This is a genomic window from Methyloversatilis sp. S146-33, assembly GCF_059552495.1.
Genome location: NZ_JCANOT010000044.1, coordinates 42,965 through 64,945, shown reverse-complemented (window position 1 = coordinate 64,945; position 21,981 = coordinate 42,965). Strand labels below are relative to the sequence as shown.

Annotated in this window: 23 protein-coding genes; 15 read left to right on the top strand and 8 right to left on the bottom strand. The window is 63.3% G+C overall.

Annotated elements, in window-relative coordinates:
* Nucleotides 1-122: 122 nt before the first annotated feature.
* The 4 genes from AC51BJ_RS19175 (at nucleotide 123) to AC51BJ_RS19160 (ending at nucleotide 3,434) form a co-directional block, all read left to right on the top strand.
* Complete coding sequence (locus tag AC51BJ_RS19175; RefSeq protein WP_496281293.1) at nucleotides 123-1,346, top strand: tyrosine-type recombinase/integrase; 1,224 nt, start codon at nucleotides 123-125, stop codon at nucleotides 1,344-1,346.
* Between the two features lie 135 nt (nucleotides 1,347-1,481).
* Entirely contained in the window at nucleotides 1,482-1,772 is a 291-nt protein-coding gene (bufA2, locus tag AC51BJ_RS19170; RefSeq protein WP_019918254.1) for a BufA2 family periplasmic bufferin-type metallophore, read from the top strand.
* A 55-nt stretch (nucleotides 1,773-1,827) separates the two neighbouring features.
* Entirely contained in the window at nucleotides 1,828-2,676 is an 849-nt protein-coding gene (gene bufB, locus AC51BJ_RS19165) for an MNIO family bufferin maturase (protein ID WP_496281292.1), read from the top strand.
* A complete protein-coding gene (locus AC51BJ_RS19160) occupies nucleotides 2,673-3,434 on the top strand; it encodes an HvfC/BufC family peptide modification chaperone (RefSeq protein ID WP_496281291.1) in 762 nt (253 codons plus the stop codon). Before bufB ends, AC51BJ_RS19160 begins: the two co-directional genes overlap by 4 nt.
* A gap of 1 nt (nucleotide 3,435) precedes the next feature.
* Here the strand turns inward: AC51BJ_RS19160 and AC51BJ_RS19155 are convergent, their stop codons facing one another.
* A complete protein-coding gene (locus tag AC51BJ_RS19155) occupies nucleotides 3,436-4,446 on the bottom strand; it encodes an NAD(P)H-dependent flavin oxidoreductase (protein WP_496281290.1) in 1,011 nt (336 codons plus the stop codon).
* Between the two features lie 314 nt (nucleotides 4,447-4,760).
* Between AC51BJ_RS19155 and AC51BJ_RS19150 the strand changes: the two genes are divergently transcribed.
* From AC51BJ_RS19150 to AC51BJ_RS19110, 9 genes are all read left to right on the top strand, one after another.
* Entirely contained in the window at nucleotides 4,761-6,149 is a 1,389-nt protein-coding gene (locus tag AC51BJ_RS19150) for an AAA family ATPase (protein WP_496281289.1), read from the top strand.
* A gap of 9 nt (nucleotides 6,150-6,158) precedes the next feature.
* Nucleotides 6,159-7,028: a DUF4435 domain-containing protein gene (locus AC51BJ_RS19145; protein WP_496281288.1), complete on the top strand. Its 870-nt coding sequence runs from the start codon at nucleotides 6,159-6,161 to the stop codon at nucleotides 7,026-7,028.
* 320 nt (nucleotides 7,029-7,348) lie between these two features.
* Nucleotides 7,349-7,759: a hypothetical protein gene (locus tag AC51BJ_RS19140; protein WP_496281287.1), complete on the top strand. Its 411-nt coding sequence runs from the start codon at nucleotides 7,349-7,351 to the stop codon at nucleotides 7,757-7,759.
* A 484-nt stretch (nucleotides 7,760-8,243) separates the two neighbouring features.
* Nucleotides 8,244-8,672 carry a VOC family protein gene (locus AC51BJ_RS19135; protein WP_496281286.1) on the top strand — a complete coding sequence of 143 codons (429 nt, stop codon included), beginning with the start codon at nucleotides 8,244-8,246 and terminating at the stop codon, nucleotides 8,670-8,672.
* Between the two features lie 161 nt (nucleotides 8,673-8,833).
* Nucleotides 8,834-9,130: a DUF7684 family protein gene (locus tag AC51BJ_RS19130; protein WP_496281285.1), complete on the top strand. Its 297-nt coding sequence runs from the start codon at nucleotides 8,834-8,836 to the stop codon at nucleotides 9,128-9,130.
* A 49-nt stretch (nucleotides 9,131-9,179) separates the two neighbouring features.
* A complete protein-coding gene (locus AC51BJ_RS19125) occupies nucleotides 9,180-9,428 on the top strand; it encodes a hypothetical protein (RefSeq protein WP_496281284.1) in 249 nt (82 codons plus the stop codon).
* A 143-nt stretch (nucleotides 9,429-9,571) separates the two neighbouring features.
* Complete coding sequence (locus tag AC51BJ_RS19120; RefSeq protein WP_496281283.1) at nucleotides 9,572-10,021, top strand: YciI family protein; 450 nt, start codon at nucleotides 9,572-9,574, stop codon at nucleotides 10,019-10,021.
* Between the two features lie 45 nt (nucleotides 10,022-10,066).
* Nucleotides 10,067-10,552 carry a VOC family protein gene (locus AC51BJ_RS19115; RefSeq protein WP_430434025.1) on the top strand — a complete coding sequence of 162 codons (486 nt, stop codon included), beginning with the start codon at nucleotides 10,067-10,069 and terminating at the stop codon, nucleotides 10,550-10,552.
* An 81-nt stretch (nucleotides 10,553-10,633) separates the two neighbouring features.
* On the top strand, nucleotides 10,634-10,846 hold the full coding sequence (locus AC51BJ_RS19110; RefSeq protein WP_374338958.1) for a hypothetical protein: 213 nt from the start codon (nucleotides 10,634-10,636) through the stop codon (nucleotides 10,844-10,846).
* 536 nt (nucleotides 10,847-11,382) lie between these two features.
* Here the strand turns inward: AC51BJ_RS19110 and AC51BJ_RS19105 are convergent.
* The 6 genes from AC51BJ_RS19105 to AC51BJ_RS19080 form a co-directional block, all read right to left on the bottom strand.
* Nucleotides 11,383-13,026 (bottom strand): electron transfer flavoprotein-ubiquinone oxidoreductase, encoded by a 1,644-nt coding sequence (locus tag AC51BJ_RS19105; protein ID WP_496281282.1) that lies wholly within the window; start codon nucleotides 13,024-13,026, stop codon nucleotides 11,383-11,385.
* Nucleotides 13,027-13,178: 152 nt separating this feature from the next.
* Nucleotides 13,179-14,042 (bottom strand): SPFH domain-containing protein, encoded by an 864-nt coding sequence (locus AC51BJ_RS19100; RefSeq protein ID WP_019918241.1) that lies wholly within the window; start codon nucleotides 14,040-14,042, stop codon nucleotides 13,179-13,181.
* A 12-nt stretch (nucleotides 14,043-14,054) separates the two neighbouring features.
* Nucleotides 14,055-14,513 carry an NfeD family protein gene (locus AC51BJ_RS19095; RefSeq protein ID WP_430434029.1) on the bottom strand — a complete coding sequence of 153 codons (459 nt, stop codon included), beginning with the start codon at nucleotides 14,511-14,513 and terminating at the stop codon, nucleotides 14,055-14,057.
* A 31-nt stretch (nucleotides 14,514-14,544) separates the two neighbouring features.
* The gene (locus AC51BJ_RS19090; protein ID WP_496281281.1) at nucleotides 14,545-15,471 is read right to left on the bottom strand and encodes a histone deacetylase family protein; all 927 of its coding nucleotides are present in this window, start codon (nucleotides 15,469-15,471) and stop codon (nucleotides 14,545-14,547) included.
* A gap of 116 nt (nucleotides 15,472-15,587) precedes the next feature.
* Nucleotides 15,588-15,776, bottom strand: coding sequence for a hypothetical protein (locus tag AC51BJ_RS19085; RefSeq protein ID WP_430434031.1), 189 nt, complete (start codon nucleotides 15,774-15,776; stop codon nucleotides 15,588-15,590).
* A gap of 188 nt (nucleotides 15,777-15,964) precedes the next feature.
* Entirely contained in the window at nucleotides 15,965-16,159 is a 195-nt protein-coding gene (locus AC51BJ_RS19080; RefSeq protein WP_430434032.1) for a hypothetical protein, read from the bottom strand.
* Nucleotides 16,160-16,363: 204 nt separating this feature from the next.
* On the opposite strand from AC51BJ_RS19080, the gene AC51BJ_RS19075 reads away from it, so the two are divergent.
* Nucleotides 16,364-17,716, top strand: a complete 1,353-nt coding sequence (locus AC51BJ_RS19075) for a sensor histidine kinase (RefSeq protein WP_430434033.1) — start codon at nucleotides 16,364-16,366, stop codon at nucleotides 17,714-17,716.
* A gap of 1 nt (nucleotide 17,717) precedes the next feature.
* The gene (locus tag AC51BJ_RS19070) at nucleotides 17,718-18,401 is read left to right on the top strand and encodes a response regulator (RefSeq protein WP_496281280.1); all 684 of its coding nucleotides are present in this window, start codon (nucleotides 17,718-17,720) and stop codon (nucleotides 18,399-18,401) included.
* 7 nt (nucleotides 18,402-18,408) lie between these two features.
* On the opposite strand, the gene AC51BJ_RS19065 is transcribed toward AC51BJ_RS19070, so the two are convergent.
* Nucleotides 18,409-21,978, bottom strand: a complete 3,570-nt coding sequence (locus AC51BJ_RS19065; protein ID WP_496281279.1) for a TonB-dependent receptor — start codon at nucleotides 21,976-21,978, stop codon at nucleotides 18,409-18,411.
* Nucleotides 21,979-21,981 lie beyond the last annotated feature (3 nt).

Here is a 21,981-nt window from a genome sequence, read left to right as displayed (position 1 = left end):
CCGCCGCCGGACCGGCGCGGCGGACGGCCCATCCGGCACGCAGGCATCGCAGCATTCTGCTGACGCCGCGCTGACCGTCAGTGCTGTGTCCAGGTTCCCCGGCGCAGGTAAGATCGCCCACCATGACGACCGCCGCACTCCCGATTCCCCTGCGTCCGCTCGACGAGATCACCGTGCCGGAAGCGCTCGACGGCCACGACGGCGTGAACCGCGCCGACCGCGCGCGGCTGCAGATCGGCGCGCAGACCGACATCGAGGCGATCCGCTGTTTCCTCGCCGAGTACGACCGCTCGCCCGGCACCCACCGCATCTACCAGCGCGAATGCGAGCGACTGCTGCTGTGGTCGCTGATCGAGTGCGGTCGGCCGCTGTCCAGCCTGAACCGGCAGGACTTCGAAGGCTATCTGCACTTTCTCGCCGACCCGCAGCCGGCCGCGCTGTGGTGCGGCCCCAAGGTGCAGCGCGTGCGCGCCGAGTGGCGCCCCTTCGTCGGCCCGCTGTCGGAATCGGCGGTGCTCACCGCGATCGCCGCCATCAATTCGCTGATGAGCTATCTGGTCGACGCCGGCTATCTCGCCGGCAACCCACTGGGGCTGATCCGCCAGCGCCGGCGCAAGCTGTCGCTGGAAAAGAACGGCCCGGCGCACGTGATCGCGCAGACCGAGGAAATGCAGAAGGTCGAGCGCTTCCTCGACGCCGAAATGTGGCAGGCAGTCACCCAGGCCATCGAGGCGATGCCGCGCGACACCGACGGCGAACGCGACGAATACGAGCGCGCACGCTTCATCGCCGCCCTGCTCTACATGCTGGCGCCGCGCGCTGGCGAGCTGGAATCGCACCGCATGAACAGCTTCCGCGAAGAGCGCGGCCGCTGGTGGTGGCATGTGGTCGGCAAGGGCGGCAAGCAGGCCAAGGTGCCGGTGGCCGACGACATGGTCCATGCGCTGGTGCGCTACCGCAAACACCTCGGCCTGAGCGCCATGCCCAAGCGCACCGACCTGACGCCGCTGCTGGTGTCGATCAAGGACCGCAGCCCGATCACCGCGCGCCGGCTGAACCAGATCCTGAAGAAGATCTTCTACGCCGCCGCCGAACTGCTGCCTGAAATCTCGGAGCACAAGCGCGAGAAGCTGCGCGCCGCCTCCGCCCACTGGGGCCGGCACACCGGCATCACCGCCAAACTCGACAGCGGCATGAACGAGCGCTACGTGCAGAAGGACGCCCGCCACACCGACGCCCGCACCACGCAGCGCTATATCCACGAAGAGGAAGAGCGCTGGCACGACGAGGCGCAGAAGCAGCAGCTGCCCTGGGCGTCGCCAGAAAAAGTTTCTCCGTCGAAGTAAGCATCCGCACCCCGCCCGGGTCTAGTGGCGGGAGAGCGTAGTGCGCAGTGATCCGGACACCGGCGGCTGTTCTCGCGAAACAGGTGGCGGGGCACCGCCCCGCCCTGCCCGCACACCATCTTCAGGAGAACATTCATGTCCAAGTCCCATTTCGGCGCCTCGATCGCCGCCGCTGCCGCCGCCTTCGCCCTGTCGGGTGCCGTGTTCGCCGCCGACATGCCGGCCGGCAGCAAGGGCGCCGCTGTCGCCGCTGGCGACAAGGTGCATTGCTACGGTCTGCATGCCTGCAAGGGCAACAGCGACTGCGCGACCGCCGAACACAGCTGCAAGGGTCAGAACGCCTGCAAGGGTCACGGCTTCAAGGCCACCACCGCCAAGGAATGCCTGGGTCAGGGCGGCACCATCGGCGATCTGGCCGCCAAGTAACACTTTCGCGCCGACACGCGGCCCGGGCCCGCCTGGGCCGGGCCGCGCACTGCCGATGACCACACTCACCACCCCCTCGCCCGGCTTCGGCCTGGGCCTGCGTCCCGCCCACTACACGGCGCTGCTGGAAACGCGCGCGCCGCTGGACTGGCTGGAAATCATTTCCGAAAACTTCATGGTCGCCGGCGGCAAGCCGATGGCCATGCTCGATCGCCTGCGCGCCGACTACCCGATGGCCATGCACGGCGTGGCGCTGTCGATCGGCTCGACCGACGCGCTCGACCGCGACTATCTGAAGAAGCTGAAAGCGCTGGCAGACCGCGTCGATCCGCTGTGGATATCCGACCACTTCTGCTGGACCGGCGTCGGCGGCCACAACGCGCACGACCTGCTGCCGCTGCCCTATACCGAAGAGGCGGTGCGCCTGCTGGTGAGCCGCATCGGCCAGGTGCAGCACGAACTCGGCCGCCGGCTGGTGCTGGAGAACGTGTCCAGCTATCTCGGCTACGCGGTGTCCGACATGATGGAGTGGGATTTCATCCGCACCGTCGCCGACGAAGCCGACTGCCTGCTGCTGCTCGACGTGAACAACGTCTATGTCAGCAGCGTCAATCACGGCTTCGATCCGGTGAGCTATCTCGCCGGGCTGCCCGCCGCGCGCGTGCAGCAGATCCATCTGGCCGGCCACTCGATGCACGACGACCATCTGGTCGATACGCACGACCAGCCGGTGTGCGAAGAGGTGTGGGCGCTTTATGACATCGCCTGCGGCATGTTCGGCGAGGTCGCGACGATGATAGAGCGCGACGACAACATCCCCGACCTGCACGAACTGCTGAACGAACTCGCCCGCGCCCGCCGCATCGCCACCCGCGCGCAGACCTTCGAGCAGGTGGCCGCGTGAGCACGCTGGCCGGACTGCAGCGGCAATTCATGCGCTACCTGCACGGCGAGCCCAACGGCTTCGTCGACACGCTGGCCGCGGCCGACGGCCTGGCGCCGACGGCACGCGCCCACATCTACCTGAACGCCTACCGCGTGCGCCTGCTCGACACGCTGAAAGACAGTTTCGACAAGACCTGGGCCTGGCTCGGCGACGAGGCTTTCGAGCAGGCCGGGCTGCGCTACATCGAGGCGCATCCGCCGACGCATTTCAGCCTGCGCCCCTTCGGCGACGGCCTTGCCGACGCGCTGCATACGGCCTGGCCGGCCGACCCGGAAGTGGCCGAACTGGCCCGCCTCGACTGGGCATTGCGCGACGCCTTCGACGGCGCCGACGCACAGCCGCTCGAAGCTGCCGCGCTCGCGACCTTCAGCGAAGAGGACTGGGCCACCGTCGTATTCCGCCTGCACCCGACCGCGCAGATGCTGCGCATGCAGCGCAACACACTGGACCTGTGGCACGCGATGGACCGCGGCAACACGCCGCCGGCCGTCGTCGATCTGGCGCAGCCGATGACGGTACTGGTCTGGCGCAAGGGAGTGCAGCCGCATTTCCGATCCGTCGACGCCGCAGAGGCCGGCATGCTCGCCGCCATGCAAAGCGGGATGCCCTTCGCCGCCGCCTGCGAAACCGTCGAGTCGGACGACGCACAGGCCCTGATTGGCGGCTGGCTCGCGCGCTGGCTGGAGGACGGCCTGCTCTGCGCCGACCGGCGCTGACTCAGCTCGCCTTTTCGGCCGCGCCCTTCAGCGCAGCGCGGCATTCATCGACCATGCGCGCGATCAGTTCGGCGCAGCTCGGCACGTCGCGGATCAGCCCGATCACCTGACCGGCGGTGATCACGCCGCCATCGACCTCACCCTGCGCCAGCGCCGCCGCACCGCGCGCACCGCTGACCAGCGGGCGGATGTCGTCGAAGGTGCAGCCGCGGCTTTCCGCCTCGACCACCGCATCCGATACCGCGTTGCGGAACACCCGCGCCGTGTTGTGCAGGCTGCGCAGGATGAGCCGCGTGTCCCGCTCGCTCGCATTCACCAGCGCCTGCTTGATGCTGTCGTGGATGGGCGCCTCCTTCGTCACGCAGAAGCGCGTGCCCATATTGACCCCCTCGGCGCCCAGCGCCAGCGCCGCCGCCATGCCGCGACCGTCGCCGATGCCGCCCGAAGCGATGACCGGAATGTCCAGCGCCTGCGCCGCGATCGGAATCAGCACCAGGCCCGGCACATCGTCCTCACCCGGATGCCCGGCGCACTCGAAGCCGTCGATGCTCACGATATCCACGCCCTTCTTCTGCGCAGACAGCGCATGCCGCACCGCCACGCACTTGTGGATGATGGTCGCGCCGCGCGCCTTCGCCTTGGCGATGAAAGCCTCCGGATTGTTGCCCGCCGTTTCGATGATGCGGATGCCCGCATCCAGCATCGCGTCGAGATAGGCCTCGTAAGGCGGCGGCTTGATCGCCGGCAGGATGGTCAGATTCACGCCGAAAGGCTGATCCGTCATGTCGCGACAGCGCGCGATCTCGGCCGTCAGCGCCTCCGGCGTCGGCTGCGTCAGCGCCGTCAGAATGCCCAGCCCCCCGGCATTCGACACCGCCGCAGCCAGCTCCGCCCGCCCCACCCACATCATCCCGCCCTGCACGATGGGGTAGCGGATGCCCAGAAGTTCGGTGATGCGCGTTTTCATGCTTGCGTCAGGCGGTAGGTGAAAAACCTGATGATGCGCTGACATGCAATGGACAGGGTGTTTGAAACGCTGTGAACCGGTGCTCATCGGGCGCAGGTGCGAGCGTCAGAAACACCTGCTACTACCAAGAAGTTAGCACAAGGCCTGATGCATCCGCCGAAAGGTCGATTGTCGTGTAACACAGCAGATGAGAGGCTCCGCAAAATGAAGGCCTCTGCAATGTCCTGAATTTACAAATTAATCGAATTCGTCATACGCTCGGATATCGCGCTGCGCTGTGATATCTCAAGCGGCGATTACCTATGCACAACCTCTTTTAGAGACAGCCCCGACTTAATCAGCCTCATTCGAGATACAAAATGAAAATACGAAAACTTCATGCAACAAACGTCCACGGTTACCTGCCAATCGACGTCGAATTCTTTCCAGACCTTACGTTTATAACGGGTCTAAACGGGTCGGGAAAGACTTCAGCACTGCGACTTTTGATGGCACTCTTGACCCCGAATGTTGATGAGTTTGCATCTATCTCCTTCTCGGAGGCCACGGTCACCGTCTTCGATAATGATCAAACCGTTGAGATCTCCGCGTGCAGAACCTCCGATGGACTCTCACTCTCAGCCAGTTCGCTTTCGGAAGTAATGCAATTGACCAGTGCGGACCTTCAGTTGATTGTTGAGGCTAAACGTCGGGATGAGCCACGACAACCGGTGTTAGAGAAAGTTATCGCGCACCCCGTCTTTAAGGCAATTCGCGACATTTCTACTCCAATGTTCCTTGGGCTAGATCGACGCTTCTATTCTCAAATGTCCCTCACCGAGGAAATAAGCGATTTCCGTCGAAGGGAGATGCTAGCTCGCAGATATATGCCCGATGATCCAACTCTAAGGGGTCATGCTGCGGCAGGGCTTGCTGACGTCAACTTCCTAGTTCTTGGCAAGATGCAAGAAATTCGTGCTGCTCAGGAACAGCTAGATGAAGACTTGAGACGGAAATTCTTTACCAAGGCGTTTGAATACAAACCAAGCGATATTACGAAAGGTAGTCGACTTCCCTCTAGAGCTGAGCTTGAGCGTTATAGAGCACATCAGACGAATATTGAGCGTGCGGCCGAGGGGCTGCGACTTCCAGTACCCGAGTTGCAGTCCGCTCTCACGGGCTTTTTCGAGCGAATGACAACTGTAGTAGATGCACTTGAAAAGACAGTGAAGGCGACGAAGTCCAAGGAAAGAGAAAAGCGCACGACAGAAAAAGTAAAGCACGATCCTGCGATCCTCGAAAGGGACTTCATGGAGTGGGTGATTAACAAACCCCAAGCCGACAGAATTCTCGAACACCTGCAGCTACTGGATGAATACTTGTCCGCGCGCTCTGCATTACGAGAGCCAATAAATAAGTTCCTGTCACTCGTAAATGGCTTTCTTGAACAAACTAAAAAGACGGTCGCCGTATCCGGCAGAGGAGAGCTAACGGTTTCTTGTGATCGTATTGCGTCCTTGCGGTCAATAACTGCGCTATCTTCGGGCGAACGCCAGTTACTGGTGATGCTTGCGCACCTGTCATTGAATACAAGCCTTGCGGGCAGCGGCGTATTCATAGTTGATGAACCGGAACTGTCTCTTCATATCGATTGGCAAGAGCGTTTTGTCGACGCTATCCAAACAGCCAACCCAAGTGTGCAATTGATTCTTGCCACCCACTCTCCCGCCATCATTCTCGACCGAACAGAGTCGTGCCGTTCCTTGTGAGCTGACCTTATGATTCAGTGGCCAAAGCGCGCTCTCGGCGCCGTTAGAAAACTTTTTGAACCGCTGCAAGAAATTGACGTGTTTGTCGAAGATACCAACGACGAAGTTTTCTACACGCAATTGCTTAAACGCGTGGCGGGAGACCGCGTCCGATTAGCCCGAGTATTCGCATTAGGTAATCGCCATGCAGTTATCGCCAAGGCGAGAACCCATGACCAAGACGCGCGCCCCTCTGTATTTATCATTGATGGTGATCTTGAGTGGGTCAATAACCTACCTCTTCCATCCGACGCTCCATTCCTATATCGCTTGGATGCCTACTGCATTGAAAATCTTCTACTATGCGACAAAGCCGCTGCGAAGATTCTTATGGAGGAGCAAATTCTTACTGAGGATGAATCTCACAGGAGACTCGACTTTCGGTCCTGGAAATCCTCGGTCCAAGAACCGTTGGTAGACCTTTTTTCCGCCTTCGCGACCCTTCATCATTGTGACCCATCGCAACCTACCGTATCGAATGGCGTCGGTCCGTTGTGTTCCACACACAGAACAACTAAGGTCACTACGCTGTCATCCAAGAAAGTTGAGCAACGAAGAGTCGCGGCGCTAAACCAGGCCGCAAATGCTAAGGACGAAGTTACGGTAAACAAGAGGTACGAAGATATTCGAACGCGCGCCTTGGCGCTACGCACGCCGCTTGATATTGTTTCTGGCAAGGATTTCTTGCTTCCTTTACTTGGTTTTCTGTTACAGGCGCACGGGTGCAGAGTTCGATCAAGGGTTCTTCGTTACAGACTTGCACTTGCCTGTGAGCTCGAACGATTTTCAGGAATAAGAGAGGCCATGGAGCGTGCCGTCTTGAAGAACAAAGAAGAATAGAAACCACAATTAGGGATTGAACACGTTTTCAGTCATTTTAATCTCCGGCGGGCAGCCGGAACTTTGGTCTGACCACCTTTTTGGCAAGGATTGGTTTGAAGAATATTTTCACCACGCTCGCCATATCCCTCTTGGGCATCTCCTTTGCAGCCTCGACTCACGCGATCCTTATTACACGGGACTTCGCAGCGGGCTCAGGTGATGCTCTGCTCACCTAAGCACACCTAAGCAACAATAGGTAAGCAACAATAGGGGACAGACCACAATTTTTCCCTTGAATAGTCTTTGACTTGAACCACGAAAGATCTTGACCAGACCCTATGTCATTACTGCTCTGTATATGGGCAAGCTGTCGAAGCCAACTGCTCGGCCCGCTCCTGATACTCTGCGCGAGCACTTTCTTTTTCGCGGCGCCAGTTTCGGCGCAACCACCGCAGACGGAGATTCAAGGCTGGTCTTCTGAATGGTTGGTCGGGACAACGCTGGAGTTGGTAAGCGATACGGATATCCTCCATCTACGCTTCGCAAGTAAAGATTGGGTCGCGGTGACGACAGGAAAGAAAGATGGCCCAGTCACGGCCCCAATTCTCTCCTGGCATATCAAGAATGGAAAACTGTTCATCGGGCAGCAGGCGTCGGCTGAGGGCGGGATTGAGTTTGTTTCATTATCCGGGACCACTCTCATCACTTTCCTGGAAGGCAAGAAAATGATTTTTAAGGTGTTCCGATGATCTGGTTCCGATGACGGCTTGTAACGGCATGGGCCAGCCCGCGGTTTTTCCGGTGTTCGACGCGCATTCGATTTGAGGCACTGATATCTCGAAGGAGCGGGGTTTTGAGAGTTCCGAATTTCTTGAGGCGCCTTGAATTTCAACTGGCACTTGCATTCATCGCACTCGTTCTCTTGGCCTTGTTATATGAATTGGTCATGCGTCTGATTCCGACTGCCGCGGAAAACTGCACAAGGCAATGCGGGGAGTTGGATTTGAAGGGGCGCATGGTGCCTATCTACCCAGAGCACATGACTAGAGCGAGTCGAAGCAAGGGGCCGATGGAGTGCAGGTGTGGCGATTAGTATGTTGGCAAAAAATGGTCGGTAATGGATGCGATTTTCTTCGAAGGTGTTTTCGCGTTCGGAATTTCAATTCATCGCAACCGACAGCCGAGTAGCGGGTCGGATTTCATCGTTCCGTACCTCAAACAGGGAGTGCACTTATGGAAACACAGGAACTGCATCGCGGTCGCCTCATTGACCACATTCAGCTTGTCGTCAGCGATCTGGCGACCAGTAAGACCTTCTATGAAGCCGCCCTCGGCGCTCTGAACCTTCCCCTCGGCGGCTCGGCGGATGACTACTTCTGGGCAGACGAGCTGTTCGTGTCGACGGCGACGAGCGTTGCGGCGCAAGGCAAGGTCACCGGTCGCTGCCACCTGGCGTTCCAGGCACAAGACCGGGCGATGGTGGATGCGTTCTACGCAGCCGCACTGGCGAGTGGCGGCACGGACAACGGGGCGCCAGGAGAGCGGCCCTACCACCCGGGCTACTACGCGGCATTTGTTCTCGACCCCGACGGCAACAACATCGAGGCGGTGTACCACGGCGAAGCGGCCCGTTCGTCGGAGTCCGTCCGCATCACGTTCTAGTGGTGCGTCGCGATCCCTCATCCACACTTAACAAGCTTAATTAGAAAATTCCGTCTGACTTTCCGTACGCTCTGACTGGCGGCCATATTGATCTTCCGCGCCGCGGCTCTTCGGAATTGTTGGCGGGGTCAGTCCCCACTTCTCAGTTCCGTGAGGTGTAAATGTCGTTCTCGAAGAAGATCGTATTGCATTGCCCGAACGGCATACCCGCTTCTATGACTGAACTTGCGGCGCAGCTTGTGAAAGACGGCGTCAAGTTCGTCGCTGTGGTCGGTCCGGCTTGCCGCGAGATCGAGAATATGGTGGACGATGCGTCAATTTCTGCGGGTTCTCCGGATCAGAACTTTATTCTCACATCTTCACATCTGGGCGAGTCAATCGAAGATGCTATCGAATTTGCAGAACGACTAACTGGAGAATACGAGGGTCCAGTTCAGCTAGTGGAGGTAGTGCAATGATTGTTCCGATTAGCGCCCTGTTTTACGACGCGATTGCCCATGCGCACTGATGGATAAAAGCCCCAAGATCACGTTCGTTGTGGCGAGCGATGTGCGCCATCGCGACGGAATTGGCATCGAAATATATCTGGATGGTGCGTTGGCATTGGAGATATTTCGCGACGATGCTCGTAAATCCAGAGAGTTTTCTCTGTACAAGAGAGATGTGCCATTAAGCGTCATCGAGGAATCGATAGAAATTTTCAAGCGAGAAATCCCATGGGCGTTCATTGAAGATCACGAATCAAGCCCGAATTGAGGGATGTGTTCTTGTCTTGAAATTGGGCCGTGCGAGGACGCTTCCTGTTGCCTGCGCGACGCTGCTGTCCGAACGCCGTGTCGATCCAACAGCCCATCGTTCGTCGTACCCATCCCTACCCCACTCTGAATGGAGATCAGGCGATGCGATTCATCATCACGGCGCAGTCCGATCCGGCGAACCGGAGCGCCGAGCAGACCGACGAGTTCGATGCCGACCTGTTCAAGGCCTACATGCGCTTCAACGAAGAGATGCACACCGCCAGGGTGCTGGTGGCGTCCGAAGGTCTGAATCCGGCGGCGCAAGGCGCGCGGATTGCTGTTGCGGACGGCAAGCGCTATGTCGTCGATGGTCCGTTCGCGGAGTCCAAGGAGTTGGTGGGTGGCTTCTACATCATCGAGGTCGCGTCTCTCGATGAAGCCATCGGGTGGGCGCTGCGCGCGCCCTGCGGCCTCGGTACGGACGACATTCTGGAAGTGCGCCAGCTGACCGGTTCGGACGACCTGCCGGCTGATCTTCTTCAGCTCATCGAGGAGGCGGCGCCGACCTGGAGTGCCGATACCTGGCAGTCGCGCAGCCGCGAGGCGCGCTGAAGCACTTCGATCAATCCGGCATCTTCGTCTTCGAGGAGAAGCATCATGGTCACGCCAGCAAAGAACACCGTCTGTCTGTGGTTCAACGGCGGTGCCGAAGAAGCGGCGCGCTTCTACGCCGCCACCTTTCCTGATTCCTTCGTCGGCAACGTGTATCGCGCGCCGGCTGACTATCCGTCCGGCAAGGCCGGCGATGTGCTGACGGTGGAATTCACCGTCATGGGCATCCCCTGCCTCGGGCTGAACGGCGGGCCGGCGTTTCCGCAGACCGAGGCGTTCTCGTTCCAGGTGGCGACGGCGGATCAGGCGGAAACCGATAGGCTGTGGAACGCCATCGTCAGCAACGGCGGTCAGGAGAGCGCCTGCGGCTGGTGCCGGGACCGCTGGGGGCTGTCGTGGCAGATCACGCCGGTGGCGCTGATGAACGCCATCGCCCACCCTGACCCGGCGACGGCGAAGCGGGCGTTCGAGGCCATGATGGGCATGACCAAGATAGACATCGCGGCGATCGAGGCGGCGGTGCGCGGCTGAACTGCAGGCCGCGTTTCGTGCGTCGCAGGACGGCGTCGTTCAGAGGCAGCACAAGGTCACATCAACCCCGGGAGGACAAGAATGAAATGGATGCTGGTGGTCATCGTGATGAACGCGCCGGTCAAGACCGATCTGGTCTACGGCAGCCTTGCCGAATGCCTGTCGGCGGAAGCGCAGATGCGGCAGGAGTGGGCCGAGCACTATGGGCAGGCGAAGAAGGCCGGCGCGCCGGCTGAAACCCTGGGGCTGCTGAGTTCGCAGGTGACCAAGGGGACCTGCGTTCCGGCGAAGTGAGGGGTGTGGCGGGTTTTGCGGACGGCGGCACGGCGGGTTGGTGATGTTGAGGTTTTTGCGGCCGTGTCGGGGTCAGAAGACCCCTCCCACAGAACCCCCGCTCAGGCTCTGGTCGTGGATCAGACGCACCGCCCTGTAGGAGGGGTCTTCTGACCCCGACAGCGGCAGTGAGCAGAGTGGCGGCGCCGGGTCCCGGCCCAATCGCGGCCAAGGCCCCTCCCACAGGAAGTGCGCCTGCTTGGCGGCCGGGGCCGGAGTTTTCTCACAGAAGGGCAGCCCAGGCTCAGGTCGCCGGCCGGGTGCGCCGCTCCTGTGGGAGGGGGCTTCTGACCCCGACAGCGGCAGTGAGCAGAATGGCAGCGCCGGGCCCCGGCCCAGTCGCGGCCAAGGCCGCTCCCACAGGGATCGCCCCCGACCCACGGCCTGAGCCAGGGTTTTGTGGGAGGGGTCTTCTGACCCCGACTGCTGCGGTGGGCAGAGAGGCGCCGCCGGTCCAGGCTCTATCGCGGCCAGGGCCGCTTCCACAGGAAACTGACCTACATGCCGTTGTAGATCGGCCCTTCCCCGCCCTGCGGCGTGACCCAGGTGATGTTCTGCGTGGGGTCCTTGATGTCGCAGGTCTTGCAGTGCACGCAGTTCTGCGCGTTGATCTGCAGCCTCGGGCCAGTCTGCTCGCGGACGATTTCGTAGACGCCAGCCGGGCAGTAGCGCTGTTCCGGTGCGTCGTAGGCGGCGAGGTTCACGGTGATGGGCACCGCCGCGTCCTTGAGCCGCAGGTGACAGGGCTGGTCCTCTTCGTGGTTGGTGCTCGACAGGAAAACCGAGGACAGGCGGTCGAAGGTGAGCACGCCATCCGGCTTCGGGTAGTCGATCGGCGTACAGCTCGCCGCCGGTTGCAGTGAGGTGTGGTCGGCGGTGTTGCGCAGCGTCCACGGCACGGCGCCCTTGAACAGCAGCTGTTCGGCGCCGTACAGGAAGGCGCCCAGCCACAGGCCTTTCTTCATGTAGGGCTTGAAGTTGCGCGTGCGGTAGAGCTCGTCGCGCAGCCAGCTGATGCGGAAGTTTTCCGGGTAGGCGGCGAGCGCGTCCTGCGCGCGTCCGGCGGCGATGGCCTCGACCGCGGCGTCGGCGGCCAGCATGCCGCTCTTGATCGCGGCGTGACTGCCCTTGATGCGCGCGGCGTTGAGGAAGCCGGCGTCGTCGCCGATCAGCGCACCGCCCGGGAACACCAGTTTCGGCAGGCTCTGCAGACCGCCGGCGGTGATCGCCCGCGCGCCGTACGACAGGCGCTGGCCGCCCTCGATGTGGGTGCGGATGACCGGGTGGGTCTTGTAGCGCTGGAATTCCTCGAAAGGCGACAGGTGCGGGTTGCTGTAGTTGAGCCCGACCACGTAGCCGATGGCGACCAGATTGCCCTTCAGGTGATAGATGAAACCGCCGCCGTAAGTGGCGTTATCGACCGGCCAGCCGGCGGTGTGCACGACCAGGCCGGGCTGGCTCTGCGCTGCCGGCACCTCCCACAGTTCCTTCAGGCCGAGGCCGTAGGTCTGCGGGTCGACGCCGTCGCGCAGATTGAAGCGCTGTTCCAACTCTTTGCCCAGATGGCCGCGGCAGCCCTCGGCAAACAGCGTGTATTTCGCGCGCAGCGCCATGCCCGGCTGGAAGTTCGGCCCCGGCTCGCCGTCGCGCGTGAGGCCCATGTCGCCGGTGATGACGCCGGCCACCTTGCCGTCTTCGATCAGCAGCTGCGCGCCGGTGAAGCCAGCGAACACATCGACGCCCAGCGCTTCCGCCTGTTCACCCAGCCATTTGACGACGTGGCCCAAGCGCACGATGTAGTTGCCGTCGTTATGGAAGCTCTGCGGCAGCAGCGCGTGCGGCAGCGATCGCGCGCCGGTTTCCGACAGGAAGAGCATGCGGTCTTCGGTGACCGGCGTGTCGAGCGGCGCGCGGGTCGAGGCCCAGTCGGGCAGCAGTTCGGTCAGCGCGCGCGGGTCCATCACCGCGCCGGACAGGATGTGGGCACCGATTTCGGCCGCCTTCTCGATCACGCACACCGACAGTTCGATGCCGGCCTGTGCCGCCTGCTGCTTCGCGCGGATCGCCGCCGCCAGCCCGGCCGGGCCGGCGCCGACGACCAGCAGGTCGAATTCCATGGATTCGCGTTCGATGTCGCTCATTCGTGTTGTCTCAGGTGCGGGAGCGGGCAAGGCCGCCTACGGGCCGATTCTCGCCGATCAGCTGCCTGCCCGCGCGAGCGGGCCGGGCATGTCAGGATTCCTGCAGGTTCTGGATCGGCTGATCGGCCGCAGGGCCGCAGGGCCTCAGCGCCTCAGCCCTTCCCGCCAGCGCGCGCGAAGATGCCGGCGACGGCGTCCTGCAGGTCGGCCGGCAGCACGACCACCTTGGCGTTCGGCGATTCGCCCAGCTTGTTCAGCGCGGCGATGTACTTCTCGCCGAGCAGATACATCATCGGCAGCTGCTGCTCGCCCAGCGATGCGGTGACGCGGCGAATCGATTCGGCGCTCGCCTCGGCCAGCGTCACCTGGGCGGCGGCGTCGCGCTTGGCCGACTCCAGCCGCGCCTCGGCTTCGAGAATCATCGACTGCTTCTGCCCCTCGGAGCGCGTCACCATGGCCTTGCGCTCGCGCTCGGCGCTGGCCTGCTGTTCCATCGCGCGCTGCATCGAGTCGGACGGGTTGATGTCCTGGATCTCGACCGACTTGACGGTCAGGCCCCAGTCGATCGCCTCGTCGGCGATGCTCTCGCGCAGTCGCACCTTGATCTTGTCGCGGCTGGACAGCGCCTGGTCGAGATCCATCTCGCCGACGATGGAACGCAGCGTGGTCATGATCAGGTTGCGGATGGCCTCGGAAAAGTCGGTCACGCCATAGACCGCCTTGACCGGGTCGGTCACCTTGATGAAGGCGACCGCATTGGTACGGATGACCGCGTTGTCGCGGGTGATCACCTCCTGCTCCTGCACGTCGAGGATGATGTCCTTGGTCACCACCTTGTAGGCGACGTCGTCGAGGTAGGGAATGATGATGTTGAGGCCGGGCAGCAGCGTGCGCAGGTATTTGCCCATGCGCTGCACCACCCACTCCTCGCCCTGCGGTACCACGCGCAGGCCCTTGGCCAGCGTGACGGCGACGAATATCAGCAGTGCGATGACGACGACCAGTCCGGAACTCATGGCGAACCTCCCTCAGTTTTTGTTGATGTGCGTGCGCCCGACCTTGAGCAGCGAGCCCTCGACCGACAGTACCTTCACCCGCTCGCCGACCGGCAACGTGTCGTCAGCGATGCAGTCCCATACGTCGGCGCCCAGCAGCGGCTTCTGGAAGCGCACCTGGCCGCGACCGAAGGGGGTGATCTCGTGCACCACCAGACCGACCTCGCCGAGCACGTCACCGGCCGACATGCCGGCGTGCGTGCGGTGCTGGTCGGCGCGGAACACGCGGAACCATGCGAACACCAGCACGCAGGACAGCACCGCCCACAAGGCGAGCTGCAGCGTCAGCGACAGTGTGGGCACCGCCCACAGCAGCAGACCGATGCCGATCGCGGCGACGCCGAACCACAGCACCACCATACCGGGCACGGCCAGTTCGATCACCAGCAGCGCAAGACCGGCGACCAGCCAGTGCCACCATTGAATATCCATATTGAAAGTCCGCAGTGAATGCCGGCGCAGTCTAGACGCTGCAGTCGCCGAGCGCCATCAGGTGAGCGGCCACCGCCGGGCCGATGGCCGGCAGACCGTAGCCGCCTTCCAGCGTCGACACGATGCGGCCCTGCGCCGACGCTTCGGCGATGTCGCGCAGTTCGTGCGTGATCCAGCGGTAGTCGGCGGCTTGGAGTTCGATATTGGCCAACGGGTCGTCGCGCAACGCGTCGAAGCCGGCGGAGATCAGCACCAGCTGCGGCCGGAAGGCGCGCAGCTTTGGCAGCGCGACCTCCTTCCAGTGGCGGCGGAAGGCGTCCGAGCCCTCACCCGCCGCCATGCGCAGCGGGATGTAGCCGGCGCGCTCGGGAAACTCGCCGCGCGGGTAATACGGGTGCTGGAAGCTGTCGGCCATCAGCACGCGCGGCTCACGCCTGAACATCAGTTCGGTGCCGTTTCCGCGGTGCACATCGAAGTCGGCGATGACCACGCGCTCGATGCCGTGCGTCGCCAGCGCGTGCGCGGCGCCGACCGCGACGTTGCCGTAGATGCAGAAGCCCATCGCCTCACCCGGCTTCGCGTGATGGCCGGGCGGGCGCGTCGCGCAGAAGACCGCCTTGGCCCGCCCGCTCATGACCAGATCGACGCCCTGCACGACGGCGCCGGCGGCGCGCGAGGCGGCGGCGAGCGAGCCGGGCGACATCACGGTATCGCTCTCCAGCTTGTAGGTGCCGCTCTTGGGAGCGACACGCTCGACCTCGTCGAGATAGGCGGCGGTGTGCACGCGCTCCAGCTGCGCGCGGGTGACCAGCGGTGCTTCGGCGCGCCGCCAGGTGCGCGTGATGCCGGTGCGCTCCAGTTCGGCGAGCACGGTCTGCAGGCGCGCCGGGGATTCGGGGTGACGGTCGCCCGGACGGTGCTCCAGACAGTCGGGATGGGAAATCAGTACGCAGTCCATGGCCGCAGTGTAGGCGGCCTCGGCGTCGGCGTGGCGTACCGGACGTGCACAAACGAACGGGAGCCGCACAGCGGCTCCCGTCGGTACGACAGATCGGGGGCGCTTGCCCCCGGCCCTCACTTTTTCTGCGCAGCCTTCTTCTTTTCGTAGTTGACCATTTCGTCCGGCGTGATGTGGCCGTCACGGTCGACGTCCATCGCCACCCAGTCGCGTGCCAGCTCGGGCTTGTCGGCCTTCTTGTCGGCTGCGTAGGCGCCGGCGCTCATTACGGCGCAGGCTGCAAAAACAAGACTGAACTTCTTCATTGCCATCTCCTGTCGTCGGTTGTGGGATGCATCGATGCGGCAATAATTAGCGCGCAAATCGAATGCCCCGCATAGAGACGGGACGGCACTTTGCAGTTCCGTCCGCCGACAGGCTCTTACCGGTTTTTGCTTTTTGAAAAGTCTTGAAAAAAATGGGCAGGTGCCGGACTGCGGCCGGCACCGTCCGCTCACTTCTTGGCGTCGGCGCGCTTCTTCTCCCAGGCGACCATTTCGTCCGGCGTGATGTAGCCGTCCTTGTTGGCGTCCATCTCGACCCAGTCGCGGGCCAGTTCGGGTTTGTCCGACGACGGCTTCTTCGCGTCGGCGGCGAGAACTGGCGTGGCAAGCAGAGCCAGCGTGCAGATCAGGGCAGTTTTCTTCATGGCTTTCTCCTCGGTGACGTGCCGCTCGAACGGCGACAGCGCCGTTCAATATCGGTGAGTCACAGCCACCCTCGGCAGGGAAATCCAATCGCACCAGGCGGGATGCTGTCCCGCGCCACGGACGGCGGCGCGCGATGCGCGGGAGGATTTCCCGACAGCCTTCGCATTACGATGCCCGGTCACGCAACTTCCGGAAATGCCTGCATGAGTCTGCGTTTCAGACTCACCCTGATCATCGCCTCGCTGATGACCCTGCTGGTGATTGCCGACAGCGGGCGCAGGCTCTACGACGCCCACGACGACGCCGTGACCGAGATCGATTCGGTGGCCCGCCTTGCGCACGCGCTGCTGCCCAGCGTGCTGACGCCGGCGCCGCCCGGCATGTCTACCGAGTCGCTGCTCGCGCACATCGAGCTCACGCAGGAACTGCGTACGCTGCGCCACCTCACCGTCGAGGTACACGCGCTGGACGGGCGCACCATACTGAGTTCGCGCGACGCGCCGCCGATCGAGGCGCCGGCCGCGCTGAACTGGATGGGCGAGCGCCTGCGCAACCTGCCGCCGCTGCGCAAGGACATCCGCGTTGGTGAGCGCGTGGTCGGCTACTACCTGCTGGTGCCGAACGCCGACGACGAACTGCGCGAGATCTGGGACGACTACATCAAGCAGACCAGCATGGTGCTGGCGATCGGGCTGATCGCCTGCTTCATGGTGTATTGGGCGGTCGGCCGCGCGCTGCAGCCGCTGGGCAGCGTCATGCGCGCGCTGTCGGCGATCGGCGAAGGCCGGCTCGATGCGCGGCTCGACAACGTCGGCCCGGGCGATCTGGCCCCGCTGTCCGATTCTTTCAACAGCATGGCGGCTACGCTGGAGGCTGCCGTGACTGAACGCGCGCGGCTGCTGCGCAAGCTGATCACGCACGAAGAGGAAATCCGCCAGTCGCTGGCGCGCGACCTGCACGACGAACTGAGCCCCTATCTGGTCGCCATCCATCCGCACGCGCGTCTGCTCGCCGACGCCTGCGAGGGCCGGCCTGAACTGGCCGAGCACCGTGAAGCGGCGCGCTGGATGTCGGAACAGGTCGGCCATCTGCTGCGTCTGGTGCGCAACCTGCTCGAACACCTGCGCCCGCCGGACATCGAGGAACTGGGCCTGCGCCACGCGCTGGCTGAACTGGGCACGCAGCGCAGCCGCGGCGCCGACAAGGTCGAGGTGGTGTTCCATCTCGACGAAGACCTCGGCCAGCTGTCGGCCATGCACGACATCACGCTCTACCGCATCGTGCAGGAGTGCCTGACCAATACGGCCAAGCACGCACGGTGCACCCGGGTCGATGTGCATCTGAGCATCGACCCGCGGCTCGGCCGCGTATCGCTGCGGGTGACCGACGACGGCGAACCAACGCCCTACGTCGCACCCGAAAGCGGCTTCGGTCTGGTCGGCATGCGCGAACGCGCGCTCGCACTGGGTGGTGACTGCCAGGCCGGACCGCGTTCGCGCGGCGGCTGGGAAGTGACTGCCTGGCTGCCCCTGAAAACCTCGGTACAGGAACACTGACATGGCTCCGAACACTCCCATCCGCGTTCTGCTCGTCGACGACCACGCCGTTGTGCGCGCCGGTTACCGCCGCTTCCTCGAACACAACCGCATGATGGAGGTGGTGGGTGAAGCCGGCAGTTCCGACGAGGCCTACCAGCTGTTCAGACTGATGAAACCGGACGTCGTGGTGATGGACATTTCGCTGCCCGGCGCCAGCGGCATCGAGGCGGCGCGCCGCATGCTGGCGCTCGACAGCCGGGCGCGCGTGCTCATGTTCTCGATGCACGCGCAGCCGGCTTTCGCCCGCCAGGCACTGGAAGCCGGCGCGATCGGCTTCCTGACCAAGGACACGGAGCCCGAAGCGCTGGTGCAGGCGGTGATCGCCGCCGCCCAGGGCCGGCGCACGCTGAGCCCGCGCGTCGCCGAACAGCTGGCGCTGGACAACGTGATGCCGGACGAGAAGCGGCTCGACGTGCTGACGCCGCGCGAATTCGAAATCTGCCGCCTGCTGCTGGCCGGCATGACCGTCGACGAGATCGCCGACGCGCTCAAGCTGAGCCCGAAAACGATCTCGAACCGGATGAGCGAAATCCGTCAGAAGCTCGACGTGCGCAGCGACGTCGAGCTGGTGCGTCTGGCCACCGCCGCCGGCCTGGTGCCCTGGGCGGCCAGGCCAGACGTTGCGGGGGAATCCGCAGCTTGACGGCGGCTCAGCGCGGATCGAGCTGATAGCTCAAGGTCAGCCAGATTCCGCGCCGTGCGCCCGGTGCCAGGAAGTTGGTGCTGAGCCAGTCACTGGAGTTGTGGTTGTAGCCGTCCGGCCCGATGGCGCCGTGTATCGACGGCGAAAACGGATTCACGCCGAGGCGGCCGGCGCTGAAGTATTCCTTGTCGAGCAGGTTGTTGATGCGCATGCCCAGCGTCCATTCCGGCGTGAGCTTGTAGCTCGTGTGGACGTTGAAGACGACGTGTCCCGGCACCGAACCCTTGTTGCCGGTCGGCTGCAGGCTGACGATCTGCTGGCCGATAACGGCGCCGTTGCCGTCGTAGATGTCGACCGGCACCTGTCGCACGACCCCTTCCCTGTGTTCGTTGTTCTCGTTGCCGCGCACGTAGGCGGTCGAATGGGCGATCGCCGTCACGCCCACGGTCCACTTGTCGGTCACCTCGTAGCTCAGCGTGGCGTTCAGGTTGTGCAGCGGTATGCCCGGCATGCGGTTGCCCGGCTTGACGCGGATGCGCCCGACCGGATCGTCCAGATCGTAGATGCACTGGCCGGAGGCATTGCAGTAGGGCTCCAGCGTCGCACTGCTGTTGTCGTTCGCCGCCATGACGAATGACTCCTGGAAGGTGGCGTCGGTCAGCGCGTAGTTCAGCCGCAGGCGCGCCTTGCCCAGCTGGGCGGTCATGCCGGCTTCGATGCCCTGCCGGCGGGTGTCGCCGATGCTGTCGAAGAAGCTGCGGTTGCCCGGATAGGTCACCAGGTAGATGTCGTCCTTCAGATCGGTACGGTAGGCGCCGAGATTCCACTCGATGTTGTCGCCCCAGCGGCCGCGCATGCCGAAGTCGATGGTTTCGGCGCGGATCTGCGGCAGATAGGGGTCGCCCGACAGCGTCGAGGGTAAGGAGCAGGAGCGGTTTTCCAGCAGCCCCTTCTCGATGTACTTGTTGCCGCTCATCTTGACCAGCGTGTGGTCGAGCGCGCAGCCCAGTTCGATCACCGACGGCGTGCGCGCACCGCGTGCCCAGTTGCCATAGACGTTCAGGTCCGGCTGCGCCTGCCAGGTGCCACCGAGCGAAGGATTCAGCGAGCGATAGGTGAAGTGCTCGGTTTCCGCCGGGTTCATGATGCGCGCAAGGTCGGGCACGCGATAGCCGGTGGTCGGACACACGCCATCGACGCAGATGTCGTAGAAGTTCGGATAGGCCTCGTACTGGGCAAGGTCGAAAACGGTGAAGCCGTAGCTGCGCGAGGCCAGTACGTTCTTGACCCGCGTGTGGTTGAAGCGCACCGCGCCGGTCAGGTGCACCGTCTCGACCGGGCTCCAGGTCTCGCTCGCATACAGGCTCTTGGTGATCGAGGTGCCGGCGAAGTCGTTGTTGCGCACCTCTTCGTCGGCCGCGGCGTACTGATCACGGATCTCGTCCGGTGCCAGATAGGCATTGCGCTCGGCGTCGAGCAGCCCGAGCATCTGCCCGCTGCCGTAGCGCGCCTTCGCGCGGTCGACCGATGCGCCGACCATGAATTTGTGGCGATCGTAGTTCCAGTTCAGCTGCATCGACGCGCCGTGGATGATCTGTTCGATCCGCGTATTGGTCAGCACCGCAGTCGGCGTGCCCTCGACCACGCCCGGTCGGGTGGTGCCGAAACCGTCGGTCATCAGCACGTTGCCGGTCACCGGGTCGCGCTGGGTCAGTTCGCCACGCTGCGAGGTCACGTCCCGGTCCTGCGTGGCGGCACAGTTGTCGCCGTTGAAGGGGGTGACCGTCATGACGGCGTGCTTCACGCCATCCTGCGTGTAGAAGAAGCTCGCAGTCATGCCGCCGATGACGTCGATGTCACCGGCCGGCACTCTGGGTGCGCTGCCGCCGACCCAGGTGCCCGCCGTGTAAGACGGTTCGCCATTCGAATACGAGGTTGGGTCGCCCGGCAGCACCGGCGGGCGCGTCACCGCCTGCGGCACGTAGAACAGCGCCTGGTGGTAGTTCTTCCAGGTGTCGAACTCGTACTTCGCGTGTGCCGCGTAATCGTCGGGCAGGTCAGCATTGAACGCGCCGTCCGGCAGCAGGGCCGGGTTGGCGACGCCATTGGTCGCGTAGTCCATCAGGAAGTTCAGGAACTCCGGATACGCCGGCGAGAACCAGTCGTTCGGATCGAAAGCGACGACGTAGTAGTCGGGCAGACCGTACTTGTTGCTGCTGTTGTACAGGCAGGTGTACTGCTCGCCCGGATCGAGCTTGCGCCGCGCGTAGTCGCCGCGCAATTCGGTATAGACGTCGGCCCCGAGGGCGCGACGATTGCTGTCGCGCTGGTAAACCTGGCCGGTAATGGTGAAGTTGTCGTTGACGATGAAACTGCCGGACAGCTGCAGCTGCAGCAGCCGGTTCTTCGTCGTATCCGGCGACGTGAATACGCCGTTGCGGTCCTGCGCATACATCTGGCTCGGAATCATCCCGTTGCCGACGAGGTCGTTCCAGACGTACAGCGAGCTGAGGTTCAGGTCCAGCCGGTCGCTGCGATAGCTGCCCTTGCCGAACACCTGGTTCACCTTGGTCGGCGAATTGTCGCGCCAGCCGTCTTCGACGAAGAAGTTGCCGGCGCCGAAAAGGCCCACGCTGCCGTTGTTCCAGCCGCCCGAAACCAGCAGCTGGTTGCGGCCGAACGCGCCGGTGAGCAGTTCGGCCTCGACGCCGGGGCTGTCGAAACCGCTCTTGGTGCGCATCGAGAAGGCGCCGCCCAGCGTGCCGAGACCGAAGATCGGATTCGAGCCCGGAAAGACGTCGAAGCCCGACAGCGCGTTCATCGGAATCATGTCCCAGTTCACGACGTCGCCGAAGGGTTCGTTCACGCGTATGCCGTCGATGAACACCGACAGGCCCTGCGGCGTGCCGAGTTGCGGACTGGCGGTGAAGCCCCGGTAGTTCACGTCCATCTGGAACGGGTTGCCCTGGTAGTCGTTCACGTTGACCGACTGCATGGTCGAGTTCAGCAGATCGGCCACGCTGACCGCGTGGGCATTGCGGATGTCCTCGGCGGAGAGGCTCTGCACATTGCCCGGGATTTCCTCTTTCGTCAGACCGAGGCCCGGCAGCGGACCGATCTCGTGGAAACGCTTGGCGCGCACCTGGATCGCTTCGAGCTGATGGACGGACGAGGATGGGTCACCGAGGGCAGGCAGCGGCTGCGCCGGGGCACGGCGCAGTGTGTATCCACCCGCTTCGTCGATACGCAGTTCGAGCCCGCTTCCCTGCAGCGCGGCGGTGAATGCCTCGCGCACCGAGAAATCCCCGCGGACACCGGCGCTGCGCTTGCCGTTGACCAGTGAAGGCTCAAACGTAAACACCACGCCCGCACGGCGCGCGACGCGATTGAGGGTGTCGCCGAGCGGCCCCGGTGCGATGTCGTAACTGCGTACCGTATCGTTGCGCGTCGCGTCGGCCAGTTCGAGCCGCAGCGCATCTGCAGCGGTGGGCAGGCTGACGACTGCCAGCCCGAGCGCCGCCGCACCCAGTAAGCGCTTGCCGGCACGTGCACCATTGCGACCATCTGTCCCCTTCATGAG

Bases quoted from the DNA above. Each gene is read 5' to 3' on its own strand.
- bufA2 (WP_019918254.1), top strand. From the start codon at position 1,482: ATGTCCAAGTCCCATTTCGGCGCCTCGATCGCCGCCGCTGCCGCCGCC.
- AC51BJ_RS19130 (WP_496281285.1), top strand. From the start codon at position 8,834: ATGTCGTTCTCGAAGAAGATCGTATTGCATTGCCCGAACGGCATACCC.
- AC51BJ_RS19090 (WP_496281281.1), bottom strand. From the start codon at position 15,471: ATGGACTGCGTACTGATTTCCCATCCCGACTGTCTGGAGCACCGTCCG.
- bufB (WP_496281292.1), top strand. From the start codon at position 1,828: ATGACCACACTCACCACCCCCTCGCCCGGCTTCGGCCTGGGCCTGCGT.
- AC51BJ_RS19070 (WP_496281280.1), top strand. From the start codon at position 17,718: ATGGCTCCGAACACTCCCATCCGCGTTCTGCTCGTCGACGACCACGCC.
- AC51BJ_RS19135 (WP_496281286.1), top strand. From the start codon at position 8,244: ATGGAAACACAGGAACTGCATCGCGGTCGCCTCATTGACCACATTCAG.
- AC51BJ_RS19140 (WP_496281287.1), top strand. From the start codon at position 7,349: ATGTCATTACTGCTCTGTATATGGGCAAGCTGTCGAAGCCAACTGCTC.
- AC51BJ_RS19105 (WP_496281282.1), bottom strand. From the start codon at position 13,026: ATGAGCGACATCGAACGCGAATCCATGGAATTCGACCTGCTGGTCGTC.
- AC51BJ_RS19150 (WP_496281289.1), top strand. From the start codon at position 4,761: ATGAAAATACGAAAACTTCATGCAACAAACGTCCACGGTTACCTGCCA.
- AC51BJ_RS19120 (WP_496281283.1), top strand. From the start codon at position 9,572: ATGCGATTCATCATCACGGCGCAGTCCGATCCGGCGAACCGGAGCGCC.
- AC51BJ_RS19100 (WP_019918241.1), bottom strand. From the start codon at position 14,042: ATGAGTTCCGGACTGGTCGTCGTCATCGCACTGCTGATATTCGTCGCC.
- AC51BJ_RS19065 (WP_496281279.1), bottom strand. From the start codon at position 21,978: ATGAAGGGGACAGATGGTCGCAATGGTGCACGTGCCGGCAAGCGCTTA.
- AC51BJ_RS19110 (WP_374338958.1), top strand. From the start codon at position 10,634: ATGAAATGGATGCTGGTGGTCATCGTGATGAACGCGCCGGTCAAGACC.
- AC51BJ_RS19115 (WP_430434025.1), top strand. From the start codon at position 10,067: ATGGTCACGCCAGCAAAGAACACCGTCTGTCTGTGGTTCAACGGCGGT.
- AC51BJ_RS19095 (WP_430434029.1), bottom strand. From the start codon at position 14,513: ATGGATATTCAATGGTGGCACTGGCTGGTCGCCGGTCTTGCGCTGCTG.
- AC51BJ_RS19175 (WP_496281293.1), top strand. From the start codon at position 123: ATGACGACCGCCGCACTCCCGATTCCCCTGCGTCCGCTCGACGAGATC.
- AC51BJ_RS19080 (WP_430434032.1), bottom strand. From the start codon at position 16,159: ATGAAGAAAACTGCCCTGATCTGCACGCTGGCTCTGCTTGCCACGCCA.
- AC51BJ_RS19085 (WP_430434031.1), bottom strand. From the start codon at position 15,776: ATGAAGAAGTTCAGTCTTGTTTTTGCAGCCTGCGCCGTAATGAGCGCC.
- AC51BJ_RS19145 (WP_496281288.1), top strand. From the start codon at position 6,159: ATGATTCAGTGGCCAAAGCGCGCTCTCGGCGCCGTTAGAAAACTTTTT.
- AC51BJ_RS19125 (WP_496281284.1), top strand. From the start codon at position 9,180: ATGGATAAAAGCCCCAAGATCACGTTCGTTGTGGCGAGCGATGTGCGC.
- AC51BJ_RS19075 (WP_430434033.1), top strand. From the start codon at position 16,364: ATGAGTCTGCGTTTCAGACTCACCCTGATCATCGCCTCGCTGATGACC.
- AC51BJ_RS19155 (WP_496281290.1), bottom strand. From the start codon at position 4,446: ATGTCAGCGCATCATCAGGTTTTTCACCTACCGCCTGACGCAAGCATG.